The organism is Micromonospora sp. NPDC047557 (assembly GCF_043205095.1).
Classification (GTDB): Bacteria; Actinomycetota; Actinomycetes; order Mycobacteriales; family Micromonosporaceae; genus Micromonospora.
Genome location: NZ_JBIDDK010000001.1, coordinates 288,138 through 310,209, shown reverse-complemented (window position 1 = coordinate 310,209; position 22,072 = coordinate 288,138). Strand labels below are relative to the sequence as shown.

Here is a 22,072-nt window from a genome sequence, read left to right as displayed (position 1 = left end):
AGACTCACCACCCGTGATTCAGCTTGAGCAAGTGACGAAGACGTACCCGAAGGCGTCCCGGCCTTCGCTCGACAACGTGTCCGTCTCGATCGAGAAGGGCGAGTTCGTCTTCTTCATCGGTCCATCCGGCTCCGGCAAGTCCACAATCATCAAGATGCTGCTGCACGAGGTCACCCCCAACAAGGGGCGGGTCATCGTCAACAGCAAGGACGTCACGTCGATGCGCTCCTGGAAGCGACCCCACTTCCGGCGTTCGATCGGCTGCGTCTTCCAGGACTTCCGGCTGCTGCCGAACCGCACCGCGTACGAGAACGTGGCGTTCGCCCTCGAGGTGATCGGCAAGACCAAGGCGGTTGCCCGCCGGGTCGTGCCGGAGGTGCTGGAGTTGGTCGGACTCGGTGGCAAGGAGCACCGCTATCCGCACGAGCTCTCCGGTGGTGAGCAGCAGCGGGTCGCCGTCGCCCGGGCGTTCGTGAACCGTCCGCTGATCCTGCTGGCGGACGAGCCCACCGGAAACCTGGACCCGGACACCTCGATCGAGATCATGCGTCTGCTGGACCGGATCAACCGCACCGGCACGACCGTCGTGATGGTCACCCACGACTCCAACATCGTGAACCAGATGCGTCGCCGCGTCATTGAGATCGAGAGCGGTCGCATCGTGCGTGACCAGGCCCGCGGCGTCTACGGGTGAGCCGGCGCTCACCCCTCTCGCAGCCTGACGACGAACACTTCATGCCGGAGACCCGGAGGAAATCCCGATGCGCGTGAAATACGTCCTGTCCGAGGTACTGGTCGGACTGTGGCGCAACGTGACCATGACCATCGCGATGATCATCACGATGGCGGTCTCGCTGACCATGCTCGGCGCCAGCGGTCTCATGTACCGCCAGGTTGACGACATGAAGAGCCTCTACTACAAGAACATCGAGGTCTCGATCTTCCTGAGTCAGGAGGTGAGCGAGCAGCAGCGCACCGACCTGGACGCCAAGCTGAAGAACGACCCCCTGGTCAAGGACGTCATCTACGTCAACAAGGACGAGGCGTACAAGAAGTTCCAGGAGATGTACCAGGACGCGCCGGACCTGGTGAACGCCGTCAAGCCGGACCAGCTGCCGGAGTCGTTCCGGCTCAAGCTGAACAACCCGGAGCAGTACAAGAACATCTACGACCAGTACAAGGACACCGAGGGTGTCGACGAGATCGTCGACCAGAGTCGACTGCTGGACAAGATCTTCGACGTCCTCACCGCGATCCAGAACATCGCCCTGGCCGCCGCGATCGTGATGGCCATCGCCGCACTGCTCCTGGTGGCCAACACCATCCAGGTCGCCGCGTACAGCAAGCGGCGTGAGGTGGCGGTCATGAAGCTGGTCGGCGCGTCCAACTGGTTCATCCAGGCGCCGTTCGTGCTGGAGGCCGTGGTGGCCGGCCTGATCGGCTCACTGCTCGGCCTGGTGGCCCTGGTCGCGGCGAAATATCTGCTCTTCGACGGGTCGCTCAAGGCGTTGCAGGGCCTGCTGTCGCCGATCAGCTGGGGTGACATCCTGTTCATCTTCCCGCTGATGGCCGGCGTCGGTGGCCTCGTCAGCGCCGCCACCGCCTGGATCACCCTGCGCTTCTACCTGCGGGTCTAAGCAGCGTACGGGTCGTCCCGTCGTCACCCGGGGACCCTCCCGCAGCCGGAATAAACGGCGCGGGAGGGTCCTTGTCAATGAGGCTTATTCGGGCGGTCCTCACGATGGCACGACCTGCCCGACGGCCAGAGCCCGAATAAGCCTCATTCGGGTAGCATGATCGGTTGTCCGGCCGGGGTGAGCCCGGCGACGGACGTTTCCGGGAGAGGGGGTGGCGCCGATGCCACGGGAAAAGGGGCGCAAGGTGGTCGCCTCCAACAAGAAGGCCCGCCACGACTACGCGATCCTCGACACGTACGAGGCGGGCATGGCGCTGACCGGCACCGAGGTCAAGTCGCTGCGGGCCGGGCGGGCGTCGCTTGTCGACGCGTTCGCCCAGGAGCGCGACGGCGAGTTGTACCTGCACGCGATGCACATCCCGGAGTACACCCAGGGCACCTGGACCAACCACGAGCCCCGGCGTACGCGCAAGCTGCTGCTCAACCGGGGCGAGATCGACAAGCTCGTCGGCAAGACCCGCGAGGGTGGTCTGACCATCGTCCCGTTGCAGGTCTACTTCTCCGACGGCTGGGCCAAGGTCGAGATCGCCCTGGCCAAGGGCAAGAAGTCGTACGACAAGCGCCAGGACCTCGCCAAGCGCGACGCGGACCGGGAGATCGCCCGGGTGTCCGGTCGACGTGGCAAGGGAATGGACGACTGATTCATCCCGTTTGTCCGGCTCGGCGTGCCGACCCGGGGCTCGGGATGAAAGCCGTTGCGGCAGGCGTTAGTCTTGTCAGTGCCGCCACAAAGGCGGCCTGTCGAGGGGGTGACTGGTTTCGACTTCGTACGCAGCGACAGGGGAAGCGAGCCGAGGAAGCCGACGTCGTCTCGAGAATCGGTCGTCGGAAACTTATAAGCGCCAAGAACAATCGCGCTGACTTCGCTCTCGCCGCCTGAGGCGAGTAGCTAAGTCTGTCGGCCTGGGAACGCCTTCGTCCCAGTAGCCGGCATCAGCTAGAAGGCTGGCCAATCGGACCCGGTCGCGGGGTCCGTGCGGCGAGATCAATCAGCGACTGGGCCCGTCACACCAACTTGCTCGCGTGAGCGGTGGGGCCGAGTAGAGGCACAGCGAGCTGCGCTCGGAGAAGCCCTGACAAACCGGCGAAGGACCCGGGTTCGATTCCCGGCACCTCCACCACCTCGAAACGATGCGCCCCGGCCCACCGGCCGGGGCGCATCGTCGTATCCGCCGGGCGACCTCGGAAGCCGAGGCGGTTGATCCACTCCACATCGCCGACCTTGCGGGTATCCAGACGTCCGGACACCCCCACATCGGCGACCTGGAGTGGATCACCGCGCGCTGGCCTGCCGCGCTGGGCCGCCCGCCGCGCTGGGCCGCTCGCCGCGCTGGGCTGCCCGCCCGCGCTGGGCTGCCCGTCGCGCCGCGACACCGACGCCGGGCACTGCGGGCGGGTCCCCGCCGCCTACGCTGCCGCTGTGACGAACGAGCAGCTGCGCCTGTCGGTCGGCGCGTCAGCCGGCCAGCGCACGGTCGCAGTGGTGACGGGGGTCCTCGTCGCGGCGATCGGTGCGGCGTTCGTGCTGGTGCCCCTGCTCGCCGGCGGGCTGGTGCGCCGCCTCACCGGCCCGGGAGACGGGTTCGCTTCCTACGAGGAGGCCCGCGACCTGCCGCCGGGAATGCTGCCGCCCGCGCTGCGGGAGTCCGCGAGCGGCTCGGGAGGGCCCGGACCGTTCCTCGGGCTGTGCGGGCTGCCGTTCGTCCTGCTCGGCGTCTACCTGGTGCTGCGGGTGCTGCGTACGGCCGCCTGGCTGGACGGCAGCCGGGTGCGGGTGCGGGGCGCCATCCGCAGTCGTACCGTCGATCTCGCCATCGCTCGCGTCGACCCCCGTTCCCATGGGGAGGTGGGGGCCGACCCGTCGGTTCCTGCGGGTCGGTCGCCGGGGATCGTCGTCACCGATCGGGCCAGTGGGCGTCGGGTCACCATCCCGCTGCGGGGGATGGGTCTGCCCGTCCTGCCGCCGTCCGAGCTGCGCGCGCTCGCCGACGCGTTCGCGGCAGGTCGACCCGGTGGAGAGACCAGTGCCGAGGCCCGCGCCGTCGCCGCCGATCTGCGGCGTCTGGCGGGCGCCTGAGCGGCCCGCTGACGGCGGCGCCCGTCGTGCCGGTGAGGCCGAAGGCAACCGGTGTTACCGGTGGGACAGATGAGCAGGAAACGCCTCTGGACAGGGCGAACGGGCGGGTTCACCATCACGGTATGGGATAGCAGCCCCGCGCGGGAGGTGCCATGGTCACCGGTGGAGTCCAGCAGCCGTCAGTCACCGCCCGGCCGCCCGCCGCCCGCACGCATCCGGCCGGGCTCCCCGGTGAGCCGGGGCCCGCCGGGCTCGCCGGCGACCTGCACGCCCTGGCCCGTGCCGTCGCGGTCGCCACGACCGAGCCGCGCTGGCGCGAGATCGTGCTGCTCCGCCTGCGTCCGGTCGGGCAGGGCTTCGCCGAGCACGTCCGGGTTACCGAAGGACCGGCCGGCCTCTATCGGGAGCTGCTCACCCACTCGCCCCGCCTCGACCACGGGATCCGGCTGCTGACCCGGGAGCACACCGCGGTCGTCGCCGCGATCCTGGCCGTGCAGCGGGTCGCCGAGCGGTCCGAGGCCGGCCCCGACGAACTGCGCCGCCGGGCGGGGCACCTGCTGCGGACGCTGGCCCGGCATCGGCGGCGTGGTGCCAATCTGCTCTGGCAGGCGTACCAGACGGATCTGGGCGGCGAGACCTGAGCCGGGGCGGGAACCCGCCCGGCGGCGGTCCCGTCGAACCTGGCATGCGTCGAGGTGTTCTGCTGCTCGTACTGCCGCTGTTGTCCATGGTGGGTTGCGCCGCGACCGGCGCGGAGCCCGCCGCCGCGCCCACCACGACGGCGCATCGCGCCTTCGACCAGCGGGCCAGCGCGGTCGCCGCGGCGTGGCGGCCCGGTCCCGGCTGGCGTGACGGCTACGTCCCGCTGCAGGGGCCGACGGTGCTCACCGGCGACCCGCGCTTCACGCCGGACACCGAGACGGCCTTCCGGTCCGGCTGGTACCGCGCCCAGGTCGCCATCCCGCCCACCCGCGTCGGTGCCGAGATCCGGTTTCCGGACGGGCGGCTGACCCTGCCGCTGGTCAGCGCGGCCGAGGCGTACCGGCAGCTCGACCGGGGTGACCCGCTGCCCTGCCCGGGGCGGCCGAAGCGGCCCGGGCTGCCGACTCCCGGCGGTCCCACGGTCGAGCCCGGGCCGGACGGCTGGGCGACCAGCACGACGGAGACTGCCTGCCTTCCGCTGACCGTCACCGGGGTGACCCTCGGTGCCGTGCCGGTGCGCACGAGTCGAGGTGAGGCGCAGGTCCCGGCCTGGTTGTTCACGGTGGAGGAGCTGGCCACCCCGGTGGCCCAGCTCGCCGTCGCGCCGACGGCCGTCACGCCCGTCCCTCCGGCGCCCACGCCGACCCAGCCGCTGCCGGAGGGTCTGGTGGCCGCCCAGGACATGGTGGCGGTGGACGGCGCACGGTTGACCGTCCGGCTCGGCGTCGGCGCCTGCGACACCGACATCACCCCGTTGGTGTCGGAACGGCCGGACGTGGTCGTGGTCGGCGGCGCGGTCACCCGGTCCACCGGCGTCTGCACCGACGTGCTCAAGCTGGAGCCGGTCACCGTCACCCTGGCCGCCCCGCTGGGGGCGCGGCCGGTGCTGGACGTCTTCACCGGCGCCCCGCTGACCATCGCCGCCAGGTGACGGCCGCCGGGCCTCTGCCGCTGACCGCCCGCGCGGGCTCGGTCAGAGGATCGTGGGAACGTCGGTGCTGATCGGCACCGGCAGCACCGTGGGTCCCTCGGCGCGCAGGCCGGTGGCGAGGGCGGCACCGAGCTGGTCGGGGGTCTGCACCACCTCGGTGGCGCAGCCGTAGCCGGCCGCGATGGCGGTGATGTCCAGCCCCGGCAGGTCCAGGCCGGGCACCCCGGGAGTGTCCTTGAACTCGGCGAACGCCTTGAGGATCGCGTACTGCTGATTGACCGGGACGAGGACCACCACGGGCAGTGCCAGGCGCGCGGCGGTCCACAGCGCCTGCACCGAGTAGTGGAACGAGCCGTCGCCGATCACCGCCACCACCGGCCGGCGACGCCCGGTGTCCCGCTCGGCCAGCGCCACCCCGATCGCGGCCGGCAGGCCGTAGCCGAGCCCGCCGCTGGCCATCGTGAAGTACGACGCCGGCCGGGTGATGCGCAGGTGGCGGCGCAGTGCGGACAGGTTGGACGGTGACTCCTGGATCAGCACGCCGTCGGCCGGCCAGTGTGCGGCCAGCGCGGCGAACATCGCGTCGGCGCTCAGCGGGACGGTGACCTCCGGCGGCGCCGGAGCGGCCCGCGGCGTCGGCGGCTGTCGGTTGGCGGCCGGCACCAGGTCGAGCAGCGCGGCGAGGGTCAGCCCGGGGTCGCCGAGCAGGCTGTCCCCGACCGGGGCTCGGGCGGCCTCGTCCGGGTCGTCCGTGACGTGCAGAAGGCGGGCGCCCTCGGGCAGGTGGTCGCCCGGGACGTGCGGGTAGTAGCGGAACACCGGGGCGCCGACGACCAGGACGGTGTCGTGCCCCCGCAGCGCTTCGGCCAGCGGCCCGATGGCGAACGGCAGGACCCCGCGGAACTGCGGGTGATCTTCCGGAAACACGGCCCGTTCCGGTGCGGGGGCCGACCAGACCGGTGCGGCCAGCCGCTCGGCCAGGGCGACGGCCGCCGGCCAACTGCCGGAGCGGTCCACGCCGGGCCCGAACACCAGCACCGGGTCGCGGCTGTCGGCCAACACACGCGCGAACGTCTCCAACCGCTGCGGATCCGGCCCGAAGCGGGTCGCCACCGTGCGCGACGCGGGAGGCGCCTCGGCGGGCCGGGCCCAGTCGTCCATCGGCAGGGAGAGGAAGACCGGCCCGACGGGCGGTTGCACGGCTGTCGCGTACGCCCGCAGCAGCGCCGCCGGAGTGTCCTGCGCGCGGACCGGCTCGTAGCTCCACTTGACGTACGGCTCGGGCAGTTCGACCGCCCGTCGGCTGGTCAGCCGGGGCTCCAGCAGCAGCATCTCCCGGGTCTGCTGGCCGGCGGTGACGATTAGGGGGGTCTTGTTGTGCCAGGCGGTGACCAGGTTGCCCATGCCGTTGCCCATTCCCGGGGCGGTGTGCAGGTTGACGTGCGCTGGCCTGCCGGCCGCCTGGGCGTACCCGTCGGCCATCGCCACCGCCGTGGCCTCCTGCAGCGCGTGGACGTAGTGGAAGTCGGCCGGGAAGTCCCGCAGGAACGGTTCCTCGGTGGAGCCGGGGTTGCCGAAGACGGTGGTCATGCCGAGGGTGCGGAGCACGTCGTACGTCGCGTCCCGGACCGTTGCCATCGTCACCTGCCTCCGTGTCGCGCGCAGGGGCGACCGTGGCCGCCCTCCCGATCAGCCGAATCTATCGGGATGTGACGGACCTTTCGGGCGTTTCCCGGCCGTCGGGGGTCCGGCTCGCCCACCGGGCCGCGTGCGGCGCAGGTCAGGGCAGCGCGAAGGGCAGTTTGATGCCGTCCAGCGCCCGGCCGCACGCGCAGTCCTGCTCGGCGGGCAGCGCCGCCACCGCGTCCAGCAGCACGTCCCGCAGGCGCTCGGTGTTGGCCGCGAAGACCCGGAACACCTCGTCCTGGGTCACCGACTCGCCCGCCTGCACCCCGGCGTCCAGGTCGGTGATCAACGCGATGGACGAGTAACAGAGCGCCATCTCCCGGGCGAGCACCGCCTCCGGGTGGCCAGTCATGTTCACGACAGTGCCGCCGATCGACGCGAACCAGCGGGACTCGGCGCGGGTGGAGAACCGCGGGCCCTCGACCACCACCACCGTCCCGCCGTCCACCGCCGTGACGTCCCGGCCGGCGGCCGCGGCGAGCAGGGCGTGGCGGCCCCGCGGGCAGTACGGGTCGGCGAACGGCACGTGCACCGCGCCCTCGTCGTAGTAGGTCTGCACCCGCCCGCTGGTGCGGTCGATGAGCTGGTCCGGCACCACGAACGTGCCCGGCCCCAGCTCCGGACGCAGCCCACCGACCGCGCACGGCGCCAACACCTGGCGTACGCCGAGGGACCGCAGCGCCCACATGTTGGCCCGGTACGGGATCCGGTGCGGCGGGTACCGGTGGTCGGAACCGTGCCGGGGCAGGAACGCCACCCGCCGCCCGGCCACCTCCGCGATGGTCACCGCGTCCGAGGGTGGACCGTAAGGGGTGGCCAGCTCATGAGGGGTGCCGTCGAGGAGGGCGTACAGCCCCGAGCCGCCGATCACCGCGAGGTCCGCCGTCGGTGCCATGGAGCCTCCGTCGCAACTGTCCGATCACCCGCCGGTCAGACCTTAGCCAGCACCCGGGACGCAGGCTATGGTGCCAGGCATGGCGTTGACAGCGCGGCTGATCCCGATGCACCGTGCGGATCCGGCGAATGACGGATCCCCGGTGCGGGCTCACGGTTGACGGGTAGGTGGGATGCAGGGAGAGGGCCAGGCGATCGGCGGACGAGCGATGGAGTCGATGACCGGGCGGCTGCTGGTCGCGACTCCGGCGCTCAAGGATCCGAACTTCGACCGTACGGTGGTGCTGCTGGTCGCCCACGAGCCGGGCGGCGCGCTCGGCGTGGTCCTGAACCGGGCGACCGAGGTGCCGGTCGCCGAGGTGCTGGGTGACTGGAGTGACCTGGCCCGCCACCCGGCGGTCCTCTTCGAGGGCGGCCCGGTGCAACCCGACTCGGCGATCTGCCTGGCCCGGATGCGGCAACCGCTGCGCCGGCTCAAGGGCTTCCACCAGGTCTCCGGCGCGGTCGGCACGATCGACCTCTCGGTCGACCCGGAGAAGCTGCGGGAGAGCATTGGCGGCATCCGGGTCTTCGCCGGCTACTCCGGGTGGGGCAGCGGGCAGTTGGAGCAGGAGATCGCCGACGGGTCCTGGTTCCTGCTGGACGCTCTGCCCGGCGACGCCTTCGTCGACCGACCGGACGACCTGTGGCCGATGGTGCTGCGCCGGCAGGGCGGCATGATGGCCGCCGTCGCCCACTTCCCGCCGGACGTGGCCCTCAACTGACCCGGCTGGGCCGGGACCCCCGCGAGATGACCATGCGGGCCGGTCTGTGTATAGTTTCCCAGTGCCCGGGCGACCGGGACGACAGCAAGGGGCCGTGGCGCAGCTGGTAGCGCACCACACTGGCAGTGTGGGGGTCAGGGGTTCGAGTCCCCTCGGCTCCACCCTTGCGAAACGCCCTGGCGGGGATCATTCCCTGCCAGGGCGTTCTGCTGTGCCGGATCGTCTACTGACCGAAGCGCACCCGGATGTCGGACGGGTAGGAGCCCTTCTGCCAGATCACTGAGAAGCGGCCCGTCGGGCTGGACGCGGGCTGCGCGAAGCGCCCGTCCGGGGAGAGGATCTCGGCCGCGCCGAACGCGCCGTCCGGCCCGACCGTCCTGGCCTGCACCCGGGTGGTCGAGAAGTCCGGGCTGGGCGAGTTCCACGTGACCAGGCCGTCCCCGTCGTCGTCCAGGGTGACCTTCGGCCAGTCGCCGACACCGAGCCTCGTCACCGCGCCGAGGGTGCCGGCGCTGGAGATCGAGCGACCGAACACCTGGTTGCCCTCCGGGGTCCAGCGGCCCCAGGTCAGCACCGCGTCGCCGTCCAGGTCGGCGGCGAGTTCGTCGTGCAGGGTCAACTCGTGGGTGGCCGGCGACACGCTGATGACGCTGCCCAGCGTGTCGGTGTGGCTGTAGTGGCGCACCCGCAGGCGAGGAGGCGCACCCGCCTTCGACCACCGGTAACTGATCACCGCGTCCCCGTCGCGGTCCAGGGCGACCGAGACGCTGCCGTACCGGATGTCGGTGGCCGCCCCGGCGATGGCGCGCAGGGCGGACACACCCTCCGGGCGCACCCGCCGCGCGACCACCCGCTCGTAGTTCTCGGTCCAGGCGACGAGGGCCGTTCCGGTGCGGTCCATGGCCACGACGGGCTGGTCGGCGCCCACGCCGAGGGTCAGCTCCGGCCCGAGTGAGCTGTCCGCGGCGAAGGAACGAGCCTTCGTGATGAACCCGCCGTCGCGGTGCTCCGTCCAGGTGACCAGCGCCTGACCCGTGGGGTCCACCGCGACAGCCGGACTGCTTGCGCTCCAGGTGGCGATCGTCTGCAGCGGGCCCAGTTCGCCCGTGGCGGACACCCGGCGGCCCACCACGAGGCTGTCCTGCGTCCACACCAGTGCGGAGTCGCCATCGTCATCGGAGGCGATCTTGGGCCAGGACGCCGAGGCGCCGAGCGATGAGAGGGTCTGGATCGGGCCCCACACGCCGTCGGCGGAGACGGTCTGCGCCTTGACCTGGTCGTAGCAGCCGCTCGCGTTGCTGTCGCACCCTGCCCAGGCCAGCAGCGAGTCGCCGTCCCGGTCGACCGCGACGAAGGGCTGGTCCTGCCCGCTCCAGCCGGGCTCGGACACCACCTGGACCGGGGTCCAACTGGCGGCCCGGGCGGGCGCCGGAACGGCGGCCAGCACCGCCAACGCGCCCACCGCGCCGGCCACGAATCTCCGCGTACGCCGTCGGGTCGCTGACCTGTCTTCTCCGCGCACCGTCGCCCCCTGGAATCGATGAACATGCCCGGTCCAGGGCATGATGCCATCGACCCGACTCCACCGCTCGTCGGTCGGGGCGAGGTGTTGCGGGGCCCGCCTACCAGGCCCGTCGAGGGCCTCGTGCAGATCTTTTTCCGGCTGCGGTAAATGCTTCACCGTGCTCATGCGTGTGCCAGGTGTGGAGCAAGAACGGAAGGACTTCGCGGACTTCTACCAGCGCTGCCGGGACAACTGCCTGCGTGCCGTGGTGGCCAGTACGGGTGATCGTGCGCTGGCGGAGGATCTGGTCGCTGAGGCGTTCGCGCGGGCCTGGGCGTCGTGGCGAAAGGTGAGTCGGCATCCGGCACCGACGGCGTGGGTGGTGCGCACCGCCCTCAACGTCCGGGTGTCCTGGTGGCGGCGGCGTCGGCGCGAGGTCGCCTTCGACGGCCACGATCTGCCCCGGCCGGACGACGACGTTCACGACGTCGACCAGGCGATGCTGACCGCCATTCGTGGGCTGCCGAAACGGCAACGCGAGGTGATCGTGTTGCGGGTCTGGCTTGACCTGGACACCAACACCGTGGCCGACGAACTGGGCATCTCACCGCGGACCGTAGCCGTCCACCTGTCTCGCGCCACAGCGACCCTGCGGGCGCAATTCGTGCCCGTGACCAGTTAGGACTCGAAATGAACGAGGATGAGGTGCTCAACGCGATGAGACAAACTCTTTCCGGCGTGCGGATGGACCGTCCGGTCGAGGCGATCGAGGAGCGCGGGCGGGCGCGGCGGCGTAACCGTGGCGTGCTCGGTGTGGCGGCCGGTGGGGGACTCGCCGCGCTGGCCGCCCTCGCCCTCGCGCTGGCTCTGCCGATCGGCTCCGGCCTCTCCGGCTCGTCCCCGGCCGGCAACACCGCGGCCGGCGGCACCGACGCGCCGGCGGCCTCGGCCGGAGTCGCTACGGCGCCGGCCATGGAACCGGCGGCGTTCTCGGTGGTCAAGCAGGCGGACGGATCGGTGCAGGTGCGCCTGAAGTCCAAGCAGGTGATCAATCCCGAGGCACTGGAGAAGGCGCTGGCCGACGCCGGCGTCGCGACAGTCGTCAAGGCCGGCGTCCTGTGTACGCCAGAGGGCAAGGAACTGCCCCAGATCAAGGACGTCCTGAGGTTCGAGCGGATCGACGGGGCCAACGAGGACGGCGTGTTCGGGGATTCGGAGTGGGTGATCACGCCGGCGAAGATGCCGAAGAGCAGCATCCTGCACTTCAGTGTCTTCCCGGTTCACAAGGGCGGGGACTACGCGAAGGTGGCCTGGGCCCTGGTGCCGAAGGACGCCCCGATGAACTGCCGGTCCGTCGTGAGCTGACCCGGGAGCCGGTCCGGTACGGACTCGATCCGTACCGGACCGGCGTCTTCGCGTCCCACGTTCTCCGTGATTCCTGAGAGGGAAGCCCATGTCTGACTTGTCGGTGAAGAATTCGTGATTCGTAGACGCAATGTCGCAGCCGCTCTGCTGGCCGGGACCATCGCGGCGGCACTCGGTGCCACCACGCCCGCCGGGGCCGAGGCAGTGCCGGCTGCGGCGCAGAAGGGGAGTCGCGCAGCGGAGTCGGTAAGCGTCACGCTGATCACAGGTGACCGGGTCGTCGTCTCCGCGCAGGGCGGCACCGCCATCGAGCGTGCGCCCGGTCGTGCCGGAGTCCGCTTCGTGAATCAGACAAGTGACGGTCACCGCCTCGTGATCCCGGTCGACGCGCTGCCGTTGCTGCGCCAGGGTCGGCTGGACAAGCGGTTGTTCGACCTCACCGCACTTACCGAGTTCGGCTACACCGGCGACCGGGACCTGCCCCTGCTTCTCGCGTACGAAAAGAGCGCGAGCGCGCGGGCAGCTGTCGGTACGAGCGCCAGAGTGGGTCGAGACATTTCCGGGATGGGGATGCTTGCGGTGCGTGCGTCGCGCGCCGAGAAGGCCGACCTGTGGAATTCGTTGACCCGGGACGCGGCGGCCGGCCGGTCCCTGAGCCCAGGCGTCGACAAGGTCTGGTTGGACGGTAAGCGCACGCTCACCCTCGACACCGCAGTGGCGCAGGTCGGCGTGCCGGCTGCCTGGCAGCAGGGTCTGGACGGCACCGGCGTGACGGTGGCGGTGCTCGACAGCGGAATCGACGCCGGACACCCGGACTTCGCCGGCAGGATCGTGGCGAACGAGAACTTCCTCGAGGGTTCCGTGGCGGACGACATCGACGGCCACGGCACGCACGTCGCTTCCATCATCGCCGGCAGCGGCGCCGCCTCGGGCGGTAAGTACAGGGGTGTGGCGCCGGGCGCGAAGCTCGTCGTGGGCAAGGTGTGCGAGGGCAACTACTGCGACGAGTCGGCGATCCTGGCCGGGATGCAGTGGGCCGCCCAGAAGGCCCCGGTGGTCAACATGAGCCTCAGTGGCGGCGACTCCCCCGAGATCGACCCCCTGGAGCAGGCGGTTGAGGACCTGACTGCGGCGTACGGCACGCTGTTCGTCCTCTCGGCCGGCAATCAGGGCCTGAGCGGTAGTGGGACGGTTGGATCGCCGGCCACCGCCGACGCCGGACTGGCGGTTGGCGCGGTCGATGACGAGGATCGCCTGGCCGGCTTCTCGAGCCGTGGTCCGCGCCTCGGTGACCGGGCGATCAAGCCGGACATCACCGCACCCGGTGTGGGCATCGTGGCGGCGCGGGCCGCCGCCGGACATGCGGGTGCCCCGGTCTCCGACCGGTACACGAGCCTGTCGGGCACCTCGATGGCCGCGCCGATGGTGGCCGGCGCGGCCGCCATCGTCACCCAGCAGCACCCCGGCTGGTCATCGCGTCAGCGCAAGACGCTGCTGATGGGCGCCGCGCAACCGGGCGAGGGGATCGACGTGTTCGGCCAGGGCGCAGGGCGGCTCGACGTCGCCCGGGCGGTGCGTCAGACGATCTCGGTGGACGAGGGCAGTGTCAGCTTCGGCGAGCAGGAGTGGCCGCACACCGACGACACGCCTGTCACGAGGACCCTCACCTACCGCAACGGCGGAACCGCGCCGGTCACCCTGGCCGTGGCCGTCGAGGGCGACGCGGACACCTTCACGGTCGCCGCGTCCAGCCTGACCGTGCCGGCCGGCGGGACCGCGACGACGACAGTCACGTCCGACACCCGCGTCGGGGGTCCGGACGGGATCCGGAGCGCCCGGGTCGTGGCCACCGCCCCCGGCGGCGTCCGGGTCGAGACCCCGACGGCGGTCGAGCGCGAGGTGGAGAGCTACGACATCACGTTCCGCCACCTCGACCGGGACGGGCTGCTGAACCGCAACTACTGGGACCTGCTCATCGGGCAGGACACCCCTCGCTCGTACCAGCTCTTCGACGGCGAGGAGGCGCAGACGGTGCGGCTGCCAAAGGGCACGTACGGCCTGATCGGCAATGTCTACGGCCAGGCGGACACCACAATGCTGGTGCAGACCAGCTTCGTGGCCGACGCCACGAGGACCGTGACCCTTGACGCCCGTGCGGCCCGTCCGGTCACCATCAGGGTTCCACGCGCGGACGCCCGGCAGGCCACGGCCAAGGTCGACGCGTACTGGACGGCGCGGAATGCCGGCTTTACGAGCGAATCCGTGGTACCCGGCGACCTGTACGTCGGCCAGATCGGTTCCGCGCAGGCGCTGACCGGGTTCCAAAGTTCGATCTCCAGCGTCTTCGCCAGGTGGAAGAACGACGCCGAAGGGTTCCGCGACAGCCCTTACACGTACGAGACCTCGTACACCCGCCAAGGGGTCTTCTACACCGGTTTCGACAAGCAGGTCACCGCGGCCGAGCTGGCCACGGTGAAGGCTCGCTACGCCCGCGAGGCCGACGGCGCCACCGGCGCGAAGTACAACTGGCCGGTCGTCGGCACGGTCAACGGCGGCACGGTCGGCCTGCCATTCTCGCTGCCGTTCGAGCGCACCGAATATCTCGGCACGCAGGGCGGTGTGCAGTGGAGCACCACCTTCGAGCAGCAGGTGCAGACCGACCCGGAGTACGGGCCGGAACGGATCACGCAGACGGCCGGACCGGCGCAGGCGTTCACGGCCGGTCGGGTCTACCAGCAGGACTGGAACAGGGCCGTCTTCGCGCCCCTGGATCCCGGTGTCGCCGACGGTGACTTCGACACCGTCTTCCGGAAGGACGACACGATCGGGGCCAGCATCCCGTTGTTCGGCGAGGGCTCCGGACACTGGGGCCAGCGATACCTGACGGGCAACGCGCGGACCGCCCTGTACGCCGATGGTGCCCTGGTCGGCGAGACCGCATCCCTGGACGGCACGTTCACGGTGCCGCCGGAGCGACGCGACTACCGGCTGGAGATGTCGGCCACCAGTCCGGCGCCGCACCGGCTGAGCACTGCGGTCAGCGGTGCGTGGACGTTCTCCTCGGCGAACGGCGACACCCGGCTGCCGCTGTCCACTGTCGGGTTCAGCCCGCCCTTGGACAGCAACAACGCCGCGCCGGCCGGCGCCTTCACCGTGCCGGTCACCGTGACGCCGCTGGCCGGCTCGGCGGCCACCGCCAACCGCACGCTCACCGCGCAGTTCTCGGTGGACGACGGGAAGACCTGGCGGCCCGCCCCGGTCAGCGCCGACCGACGGACGCTGCGGGTGATCAACCCGGCAGGCGGTCACGTCTCGCTGCGCGCGACCGCCACCGACCGCACGGGAAACACCGCCACGGTTACCGTGATCCGCGCGTACGTCGTGCGGTAAGCAGTGCCGGGGCGGATGCGGCCCGTCGAGCGGCATCCGCCCCGAGCACCGATCCGCGCTCACCGGCCATGGATCCCCTGGGCCTTCGCCGCCTCCACCGACCTGCGGGGGCGCGCGAAAACGCCCCGACCGGATGCCTTCCGGTCGGGGCGTTCTTGGCTATATGTACGATATAGGGTTTATCAGCCCTGACGGCTCTTCCACTGCGGGTTCGCGCGGTTCACCACGACCACCCGGCCGCGACGACGGACCACCACCGAACCCGGCTTCTGCTTCAGCGCACGCAACGAGCTACGTACCTTCATGTCTGCCTCCTCGGCCTGGGGGTCTGGCCTGAAATCCGTACCGCCTATCGAAACGCCGAGGCCCACCCGGCGATTCCCGGGCCCCGAGCGGTCGAACCTTTGGCGTCCCGCGTCCGTACCACTGCGCGGGAGGTCAAGCCATGAGCGTGCGTCGAGTGCTCGCCGCCGTGCTGGTCGCCGTGGCGACCGCACCGCTGGGCGCGGCGCCCGCCTGGGCGCACGGCGCCCCCACCGACCCGATCAGCCGGGCGGCGGCCTGTGGGCCCGAGGGCCGGCACGCCGCCAGTGCGGCCTGTCGGGCGGCGGTGGCGGCGGGCGCGGCGGTCCGGGAATGGGACAACGTACGCGTCTCGGCCATCAACGGTCGGGACCGGGAACGGATCCCGGACGGTGAGCTGTGCAGCGGTGGGCTGTCCGCGTACCGGGGGCTGGACCTGCCCCGCACCGACTGGCCGAGCACCGAGTTGACCACGGGCGCGACGTTCACCTTCCGATACCGGACGACCATCGAGCACCGGGGCACCTTCCGGCTCTACGTCACCAAGCCCGACTACGACCCCCGCAAGCCGTTGACCTGGTCGGATCTGGAGTCGCGGCCGTTTCTGACCCGGACCGACCCGCCGGTGCGGGGCGGGGCGTACCAGCTGGCGGGCCGGCTGCCGGCGGACCGCAGCGGCCGGCACCTGATCTACACGATCTGGCAGAACTCGAACACCCCGGACACCTACTACTCCTGCTCGGATGTCGTGTTTCGCACGGCGCGGAGCGGCGCGACGAAGAGCGCGACGAAGGCCGCCCCGGCTGCTCCGCGTACCGCCGCCAGCAAGCCGGCCGCCACCGACCCGGCGGCGGTGGCGGCGGCGGCCGACCCGGGCGTGCCGGTGGCGTCGGTGACCGACCTCGGCGCGCGGTGGCCCGTGCTGGCCGGTGCCGCCGTCGTGCTGGTCCTGGCCCTGGTCGGCGTGGGCCGGCGACGACGCGGCGCGGCGGCGCCGGTGGGACGGCAGTGCGAGGTCCGCAACCACCGGGCCGGGCGGCGCCGGATCTGGTGATCCGGCCCGCCGCTCGACCCGACGACGCTCAGCTCAGCAGCCGGTCGATCTCAGCCAGCTCCTCGGCGGTGAAGTCGAGGTTGTTGACCGCGGCGATGTTGGTCTCCAACTGCTCGACGCTGCTCGCACCGATGATGAGGCTGGTCATCCGCGGGTCGCGCAGCGCCCAGGCCAGCGCGAGCTGCGCGAGGGACTGGCCGCGCCGCTCGGCGACCGTGCCGAGCCCTCGGATGGTGGCCATCTTCTCGTCGCTGAGGTCGCTCTCGTTGAGAAAGACGCTGGTGCGCACCCGCGAGTCGGCCGGGATGCCACCCAGGTAGCGATCGGTCAGCAGACCCTGAGCGAGAGGGCTGTACGCGATGCAGCCGGCCCCGACCTCCTCCAACGTGTCGAGCAGGCGGTCGGCCTCGGTCCAGCGGTTGAGCATCGAGTACGACGGCTGGTTGATCAGCAGCGGCGTGCCCAGCTCGCGCAGGATCGCGGCGGCCCGCGCGGTCTGCTCCGAGTTGTAGTTCGAGACGCCCACGTAGAGCGCCTTGCCGGAGCGGACGATCGCGTCCAACGCGCCCATCGTCTCCTCAAGCGGGGTGTCCGGGTCGAAGCGGTGCGAGTAGAAGATGTCGACGTAGTCCAGGCCCATCCGGCCCAGCGACTGGTCCAGCGACGAGATCAGGTTCTTGCGCGAGCCCCACTCGCCGTACGGGCCGGGCCACATCAGGTAGCCGGCCTTGCTGGAGATGACCAGCTCGTCCCGGTACGGCTTGAGGTCCGTGGCGAGCAGCCGGCCGAAGTTCTCCTCGGCCGAACCGGGCGGCGGGCCGTAGTTGTTGGCCAGGTCAAAGTGGGTGACGCCCAGGTCGAAGGCGCGTCGGACGATGTCGCGCTGGCGGTCGAACGGGCGGTCCGGGCCGAAGTTGTGCCAGAGCCCGAGGGAGACGACGGGCAGCCGCAGGCCACTGCGTCCGCTGCGCCGGTAGGTCATGGTGTCGTAGCGGTCATCCGCGGCGAGGTAGGTCACGATCATGAGCGTAGCTCCGGCCAGTGGTGCCGGGGATCGGGCGTGGAAACCGGGACAACCGGGTAGTTTCGAGGCCATGCGGTTCATCGCCCTCGACACCCCCAAACCGCTCTCCAAGATCGGCCTCGGCACCTGGCAGTTCGGCTCCCGTGAGTGGGGCTACGGCCCCGACTTCGAGCAGCGGGCCGCGCAGATCGTCCGACGGGCCGTCGAGCTGGGCGTGACCGTCTTCGACACCGCGGAGATCTACGGGTTCGGGCGCAGCGAGCGGATCCTCGGCGCGGCGCTCGGCGACGACCGGCCCAAGGTCATGGTCGCCAGCAAGATCTTCCCCGTGCTGCCGGTGGCCGCGGTGGTGCAGCAGCGGGCGGTCGCCTCGGCGGCCCGCCTCGGCGTCACCAGCATCGACCTCTACCAGGTGCACCAGCCCAACCCGCTGGTCGCCGACCACACCACCATGCGCGGTATGCGGGCTCTGCAGGACGTCGGGCTGGTCGGTGAGGTCGGGGTGAGCAACTACGGGCTGCGCCGCTGGCAGGTCGCCGAGGCCGCACTCGGCCGGCGGGTGCTCAGCAACCAGGTCCGCTACAGCATGCTGGACCGCGCGCCCGAACAGGACCTGCTGCCGTACGCGCGGCAGACCGGCCGGGTCGTCATCGCGTACAGCCCGCTGGCGCAGGGCTTCCTGTCCGGCCGGTACGACGCGAAGAACCCGCCGACCGGGGCGGTCCGCCGCGCCAACCCGTACTTCCTGCCGGAGAACCTGGAGCGGGGCGCCGTCCTGATCGACACGCTGCGCCAGGTCGCCGAGGCACACGACGCCACTCCCAGCCAGATCGCGCTGGCGTACCTGCTGCGTCACCCGAACGTGCTGGCCATTCCCGGCGCGTCGAGCGTGGAACAGATGGAACGCAATGCCGCGGCGGCCGACCTCGACCTCACCGACGACGAGTACGCGGCGCTGGCCGAGGCCGCCAAGCGGTTCCGCCCGGTCACCGGGCTCGCCGCGGTGCCCCGGATGCTGCGTAGCCGGATCGCCGGCCCGACGGAGAAATGAGCACAGTGGACGACATCACCGCACTGATCCTGGACGACCACGCCTCCTTCCGGCGCGGCTTCGCCCGCCTCGACGACGCCCGCGACGAGCAGGAGCTGCTGGCCATCTGGGAGGCACTCGCCCTGCACCTGGACATCCACGCCGAGGCGGAGGAGGCGATCCTCTACCCGCACCTGGTCAAGCACGGTGACGACGGCGAGGACGAGACCGCCGACGCGATCGGCGACCACAACAAGATCCGGGACGCCATCGCCGAGTCCAAGCTGCACCCGGTCGGCTCGAAGCCCTGGTGGGAGGCCGTCGGCACGGCCCGCCGGGAGAACAGCGAGCACCTCGCCGAGGAGGAGGACGAGGCGCTGCCCGACTTCCGCCGGCACGCCAGCTTCGAACTGCGCGCCGAGCTGGGCCAGCGCTGGCTGACCTTCTACGGCGAGCACAAGAACGGCCGCGACCTGCCGTTCCGCGACAAGGACCCGCAGGCGTACGTCGCCGACCACCGCTGAGATCTCCCCGGTGCGGGGGAGTCGCACCTCGGGGTGACGGCAGCAGAATGACCGCATGACCTTGCGCGCGGCACTGGCCCCGCTGGTGGCCGGCAGCACCTGGCGACGCGGCGTGTTCCTGCTGCTCGGTGGTGTGCTGGCGCTGCCGTACGGGGTCCTCGCGGTGACCTTCGCGCAACTGCTCACCGACTCGACGATCCCCCGCCCACTGGTGTACGCCCTCCTGGTGATCGCGGCGCTGATCGCCGTGGTGCCGCTGCTGCTGGACGGCAGCCGGGCACTGGAGATCGCCGCCGCACGCGCGCTGCTCGGCGTCGACCTGCCCGACCCCGCGCCGGGGCGCCGCGGCGACCGGGAGAGCCGCCTGCGCAGCGCGCTCTGGATCGCCACGCACCTCATCATCGGCGCTCTGGTGATGATCGCGCTGTTCGGTGCCCTGCCGATGGCGCTGGCGTTCATCGCCCAGCAGTTCGGTGTGGGCGCCGAGCTGACCAGCCAGGAGCGGTTCGGGCCGCTGGACGGACGGGACAGCGGCTGGCTGACGCTGACCGGGGTGGCCCTGCTCGTCGGCCTCGGCTACGCCGTCGCCGGGCTCGGCGCGCTCGCCGTCTCGATGGCGCCGGTGCTGCTCGGCCCCGCGCAGGCCGAACGGATCGCCGCGCTGGAAGCGCGGGCCACCCGACTGGCCGAACGCAACCGGCTGGCCCGGGAACTGCACGACTCGGTCGGTCACGCGCTGACCGTGGCCACCCTCCAGGCCGGCGCGGCCCGCGAGGTGCTCGATAGCGATCCGGAGTTCGTCCGGCGGGCGCTCACCGCCATCGAGGAGGCCGGACGGACCGCGATGGACGAGCTGGACCACGTGCTCGGGCTGCTCCGCGAGACCGGCGGCGACCGCCCCTCGGCGGCGCCGCAACGTACCCTCGCCGACCTGGACCGGCTGGTCGCCGACACCCGCGCGGCCGGGCTGACCGTGCACGCGCAGCGCGTCGGCGACCCGGCGCGACTGCCCGCGATCGTCTCCCGGGAGGGCTACCGGATCGTCCAGGAGGGACTGACAAACGCCGCCCGCTACGGCCACGGGCCGGTGACACTGCGCCTGGACCTGCGGCCGGACGCGCTGGAGCTGGAACTGGTCAACACGATGAGCCGCCCCGACCGGGCCGACACGGGGCGGTCCGGTCGGGGTCTGGACGGCATGCGGGAACGGGTGCTGCTGCTCGGCGGTCGACTCACCGTGGGACCGGACGGCGACCGCTGGCTGATCCGGGCCCGCCTGCCCTACGAGGACGCGCGATGACCACAGGTGTGCTGATCGTCGACGACGACGAGTTGATCCGGGTCGGGCTGCGGGCCATCATCGACGCCCAACCCGACCTGCGGGTGCTCGCCGAGGCCGCCGACGGCGCCGAGGTACCGCCCCTGGTCGCCCGGCACCGCCCGGACGTGGTGCTGATGGACGTGCGGATGCCCGGCATCGACGGCATTCAGGCCACCCGGCACCTGCTGGCCACCTCCGCCGACCCGCCCCGGGTGCTGGTGGTCACCACGTTCGCCAACGACGAGTACGTCTACGAGGCGCTGCGCGCCGGCGCCTCCGGCTTTCTGCTCAAACGGGCCCGGCCGGCGGAGGTGGTCGAGGCGGTCCGGGTCGTCGCGGCGGGTGAGTCGCTGCTGTTCCCGGCCGCGATCCGCCAGCTTGTCGGGGCGTACGGGCCGGCGGGTGGCGACCGACTGCGTGCCGCCCGGCTCACCGAGCGGGAGGCCGAGGTGCTGCGGCTGATGACCACCGGCCGGTCCAACCCGGAGATCGCCGCGCACCTGGTGGTCGGGGTGGAGACGGTCAAGACGCACGTCGGCAACGTGCTGGCCAAGCTGGGCGTCCGGGACCGCACGCAGGCCGTGATCGCCGCCTACGAGTCCGGCTTCGTCACTCCGTCCGGCTGATCGGTCCCCCACCCGGGGGAGCGGGTTCACCGCCGGCCGGGAGGGATTCGACAGGCTGTCGGTCGAGGCTGAGAGCATGACGACGATCACTGCATCCCGACCCCGTTCCGACTCCCGCTGGCCGGACCGGCTCGCCCCGCTGGCCGCCGGTTGGCTCGGCCTGTGGGGCGTACTCGCCCTGGTCAGCACGCTCACCGGCGCCGGCTACCCGTTCGGCGCGAACGACACGCACGGCGGCGACGTCAACCTGCTGCGCCTGGTGCCGGTGGACCTGGCCACCCCGCTCTTCGCCGGCGTCCTGCTCACCGCCGCGGTGGCCGCCCTGGCCATGAGCCGCCCGGCGGTCCGCCCGCCCGGTCCGCTGCGGGCGCTGCTCGCCGGCTACGGCTGGGCGGTGGCGTTCGGACTCGCCGTGGTCGTCCCGGACGCGCGGGTGTTGATCGTCCTCGGCTACCTACCGATCCTGATCGTCGGCGCGCCGTTCGGCTGGCCGCCGGTCGACTACTCCGACGTCTTCAACTGGGCGCTCTTCGGCCGGTTCGCCGCGCTGGCCGGCGGGCTGCTGCTGGCCGGAGCGGTGCTCGTCTGGCAGCGCCGCACCGCCGGGGCCTGCGTCGGCTGTGGGCGGGACGACACCGACCGGGGGTGGACCACCCCGGCCGCCGCCGCGCGCTGGGGTCGGTGGGCCGCCGGCATCGCGGCGGCGATCCCCCTGACGTACGCGTCGACCCGGTTCGCCTGGGCGGCTGGCATCCCGCTCGGCATCTCCCGGGAGTTCCTGACCGAGATGCAGGACAACGGGATGGTCTGGGCCGGGTTCGGGTTGGCCGCGTTCGCCACCGTCGGCGCGATCCTCACCCTCGGGCTGGTGCAGGGCTGGGGCGAGCGGTTCCCGCGCTGGATGGTCGGGCTCGCCGGTCGCCGGGTGCCGGTGCTGCTGGCCGTGGTGCCGGCCATCCTGGTCGCCATCGCGGTGACCGCGGCCAGCCTGGGACTGCTCAGCAACCCCAGGTTCTGGGAACTCACCGGCGGCGGCGTCAGCCTGACCGGGGCGCCGATGCTGCTCTGGCCGCTGTGGGGCGTGGCGCTCGCGGCGGCAACCTACGCGTACCACCTGCGCCGCCGGGGAGCCTGCGGGCGCTGCGGACGGGGCTGAGGGTGGCAGTGGGGGTGCCCCTCGA

21 protein-coding genes, 1 tRNA gene and 1 other RNA gene are annotated in these 22,072 nt (G+C 71.6%); 18 read left to right on the top strand and 5 right to left on the bottom strand.

Features of this window, described 5'->3' with window-relative positions; all coding sequences use genetic code 11:
- Nucleotides 1-13 precede the first annotated feature (13 nt).
- From ftsE to ACGGAQ_RS01355, 7 genes are all read left to right on the top strand, one after another.
- The gene (ftsE, locus tag ACGGAQ_RS01385) at nt 14-694 is read left to right on the top strand and encodes a cell division ATP-binding protein FtsE (RefSeq protein ID WP_007455859.1); all 681 of its coding nucleotides are present in this window, start codon (nt 14-16) and stop codon (nt 692-694) included.
- 67 nt (nt 695-761) lie between these two features.
- On the top strand, nt 762-1,637 hold the full coding sequence (gene ftsX, locus ACGGAQ_RS01380; RefSeq protein ID WP_393043549.1) for a permease-like cell division protein FtsX: 876 nt from the start codon (nt 762-764) through the stop codon (nt 1,635-1,637).
- A gap of 220 nt (nt 1,638-1,857) precedes the next feature.
- Nucleotides 1,858-2,337 carry an SsrA-binding protein SmpB gene (gene smpB / locus ACGGAQ_RS01375; protein WP_124775313.1) on the top strand — a complete coding sequence of 160 codons (480 nt, stop codon included), beginning with the start codon at nt 1,858-1,860 and terminating at the stop codon, nt 2,335-2,337.
- 104 nt (nt 2,338-2,441) lie between these two features.
- Nucleotides 2,442-2,817, top strand: a transfer-messenger RNA (tmRNA) gene (gene ssrA / locus ACGGAQ_RS01370).
- A gap of 299 nt (nt 2,818-3,116) precedes the next feature.
- Nucleotides 3,117-3,773, top strand: coding sequence for a hypothetical protein (locus ACGGAQ_RS01365; RefSeq protein ID WP_393043546.1), 657 nt, complete (start codon nt 3,117-3,119; stop codon nt 3,771-3,773).
- Nucleotides 3,774-3,925: 152 nt separating this feature from the next.
- Entirely contained in the window at nt 3,926-4,414 is a 489-nt protein-coding gene (locus tag ACGGAQ_RS01360; protein ID WP_393043544.1) for a hypothetical protein, read from the top strand.
- Nucleotides 4,415-4,458: 44 nt separating this feature from the next.
- On the top strand, nt 4,459-5,406 hold the full coding sequence (locus tag ACGGAQ_RS01355) for a hypothetical protein (RefSeq protein ID WP_393043542.1): 948 nt from the start codon (nt 4,459-4,461) through the stop codon (nt 5,404-5,406).
- A 42-nt stretch (nt 5,407-5,448) separates the two neighbouring features.
- On the opposite strand, the gene mdlC is transcribed toward ACGGAQ_RS01355, so the two are convergent.
- The gene (mdlC, locus tag ACGGAQ_RS01350) at nt 5,449-7,044 is read right to left on the bottom strand and encodes a benzoylformate decarboxylase (RefSeq protein WP_393043541.1); all 1,596 of its coding nucleotides are present in this window, start codon (nt 7,042-7,044) and stop codon (nt 5,449-5,451) included.
- Nucleotides 7,045-7,186: 142 nt separating this feature from the next.
- The gene (locus ACGGAQ_RS01345; RefSeq protein ID WP_354859089.1) at nt 7,187-7,987 is read right to left on the bottom strand and encodes an S-methyl-5'-thioadenosine phosphorylase; all 801 of its coding nucleotides are present in this window, start codon (nt 7,985-7,987) and stop codon (nt 7,187-7,189) included.
- A 172-nt stretch (nt 7,988-8,159) separates the two neighbouring features.
- On the opposite strand from ACGGAQ_RS01345, the gene ACGGAQ_RS01340 reads away from it, so the two are divergent.
- Both ACGGAQ_RS01340 and ACGGAQ_RS01335 read left to right on the top strand, forming a co-directional pair.
- Nucleotides 8,160-8,750, top strand: a complete 591-nt coding sequence (locus ACGGAQ_RS01340; RefSeq protein ID WP_234583082.1) for a YqgE/AlgH family protein — start codon at nt 8,160-8,162, stop codon at nt 8,748-8,750.
- A gap of 88 nt (nt 8,751-8,838) precedes the next feature.
- Nucleotides 8,839-8,911, top strand: a tRNA-Ala gene (locus ACGGAQ_RS01335).
- A 62-nt stretch (nt 8,912-8,973) separates the two neighbouring features.
- Here ACGGAQ_RS01335 and ACGGAQ_RS01330 read toward each other — a convergent pair.
- On the bottom strand, nt 8,974-10,224 hold the full coding sequence (locus tag ACGGAQ_RS01330) for a hypothetical protein (protein WP_393043538.1): 1,251 nt from the start codon (nt 10,222-10,224) through the stop codon (nt 8,974-8,976).
- Between the two features lie 229 nt (nt 10,225-10,453).
- On the opposite strand from ACGGAQ_RS01330, the gene ACGGAQ_RS01325 reads away from it, so the two are divergent.
- From ACGGAQ_RS01325 to ACGGAQ_RS01315, 3 genes are all read left to right on the top strand, one after another.
- Nucleotides 10,454-10,936, top strand: a complete 483-nt coding sequence (locus ACGGAQ_RS01325; RefSeq protein ID WP_393043536.1) for an RNA polymerase sigma factor — start codon at nt 10,454-10,456, stop codon at nt 10,934-10,936.
- An 8-nt stretch (nt 10,937-10,944) separates the two neighbouring features.
- Nucleotides 10,945-11,619: a hypothetical protein gene (locus ACGGAQ_RS01320; RefSeq protein ID WP_393043534.1), complete on the top strand. Its 675-nt coding sequence runs from the start codon at nt 10,945-10,947 to the stop codon at nt 11,617-11,619.
- A 114-nt stretch (nt 11,620-11,733) separates the two neighbouring features.
- Entirely contained in the window at nt 11,734-15,009 is a 3,276-nt protein-coding gene (locus ACGGAQ_RS01315; protein ID WP_393043532.1) for a S8 family serine peptidase, read from the top strand.
- A gap of 182 nt (nt 15,010-15,191) precedes the next feature.
- Here ACGGAQ_RS01315 and ACGGAQ_RS01310 read toward each other — a convergent pair whose 3' ends face one another.
- Nucleotides 15,192-15,314 carry a 50S ribosomal protein L36 gene (locus ACGGAQ_RS01310; protein WP_030490864.1) on the bottom strand — a complete coding sequence of 41 codons (123 nt, stop codon included), beginning with the start codon at nt 15,312-15,314 and terminating at the stop codon, nt 15,192-15,194.
- 140 nt (nt 15,315-15,454) lie between these two features.
- Here ACGGAQ_RS01310 and ACGGAQ_RS01305 point away from each other — a divergent pair, with 140 nt between their 5' ends.
- The gene (locus tag ACGGAQ_RS01305) at nt 15,455-16,366 is read left to right on the top strand and encodes a lytic polysaccharide monooxygenase (protein WP_393043529.1); all 912 of its coding nucleotides are present in this window, start codon (nt 15,455-15,457) and stop codon (nt 16,364-16,366) included.
- 28 nt (nt 16,367-16,394) lie between these two features.
- Here ACGGAQ_RS01305 and mgrA read toward each other — a convergent pair whose 3' ends face one another.
- Nucleotides 16,395-17,390, bottom strand: coding sequence for an L-glyceraldehyde 3-phosphate reductase (gene mgrA / locus ACGGAQ_RS01300; RefSeq protein ID WP_393043527.1), 996 nt, complete (start codon nt 17,388-17,390; stop codon nt 16,395-16,397).
- Between the two features lie 70 nt (nt 17,391-17,460).
- Between mgrA and ACGGAQ_RS01295 the strand changes: the two genes are divergently transcribed.
- The 5 genes from ACGGAQ_RS01295 to ACGGAQ_RS01275 all read left to right on the top strand — a co-directional run bounded on the left by ACGGAQ_RS01295 (nt 17,461) and on the right by ACGGAQ_RS01275 (nt 22,047).
- Nucleotides 17,461-18,441: an aldo/keto reductase gene (locus ACGGAQ_RS01295; RefSeq protein ID WP_393043525.1), complete on the top strand. Its 981-nt coding sequence runs from the start codon at nt 17,461-17,463 to the stop codon at nt 18,439-18,441.
- Nucleotides 18,438-18,944, top strand: coding sequence for a hemerythrin domain-containing protein (locus ACGGAQ_RS01290; RefSeq protein ID WP_393043523.1), 507 nt, complete (start codon nt 18,438-18,440; stop codon nt 18,942-18,944). Before ACGGAQ_RS01295 ends, ACGGAQ_RS01290 begins: the two co-directional genes overlap by 4 nt.
- A 55-nt stretch (nt 18,945-18,999) precedes the next feature.
- Nucleotides 19,000-20,244: a histidine kinase gene (locus ACGGAQ_RS01285; protein WP_393043521.1), complete on the top strand. Its 1,245-nt coding sequence runs from the start codon at nt 19,000-19,002 to the stop codon at nt 20,242-20,244.
- On the top strand, nt 20,241-20,891 hold the full coding sequence (locus tag ACGGAQ_RS01280; protein ID WP_266249167.1) for a response regulator transcription factor: 651 nt from the start codon (nt 20,241-20,243) through the stop codon (nt 20,889-20,891). Before ACGGAQ_RS01285 ends, ACGGAQ_RS01280 begins: the two co-directional genes overlap by 4 nt.
- A 76-nt stretch (nt 20,892-20,967) precedes the next feature.
- Nucleotides 20,968-22,047, top strand: a complete 1,080-nt coding sequence (locus ACGGAQ_RS01275) for a hypothetical protein (RefSeq protein WP_393043519.1) — start codon at nt 20,968-20,970, stop codon at nt 22,045-22,047.
- The last annotated feature ends 25 nt before the right edge of the window (nt 22,048-22,072 follow it).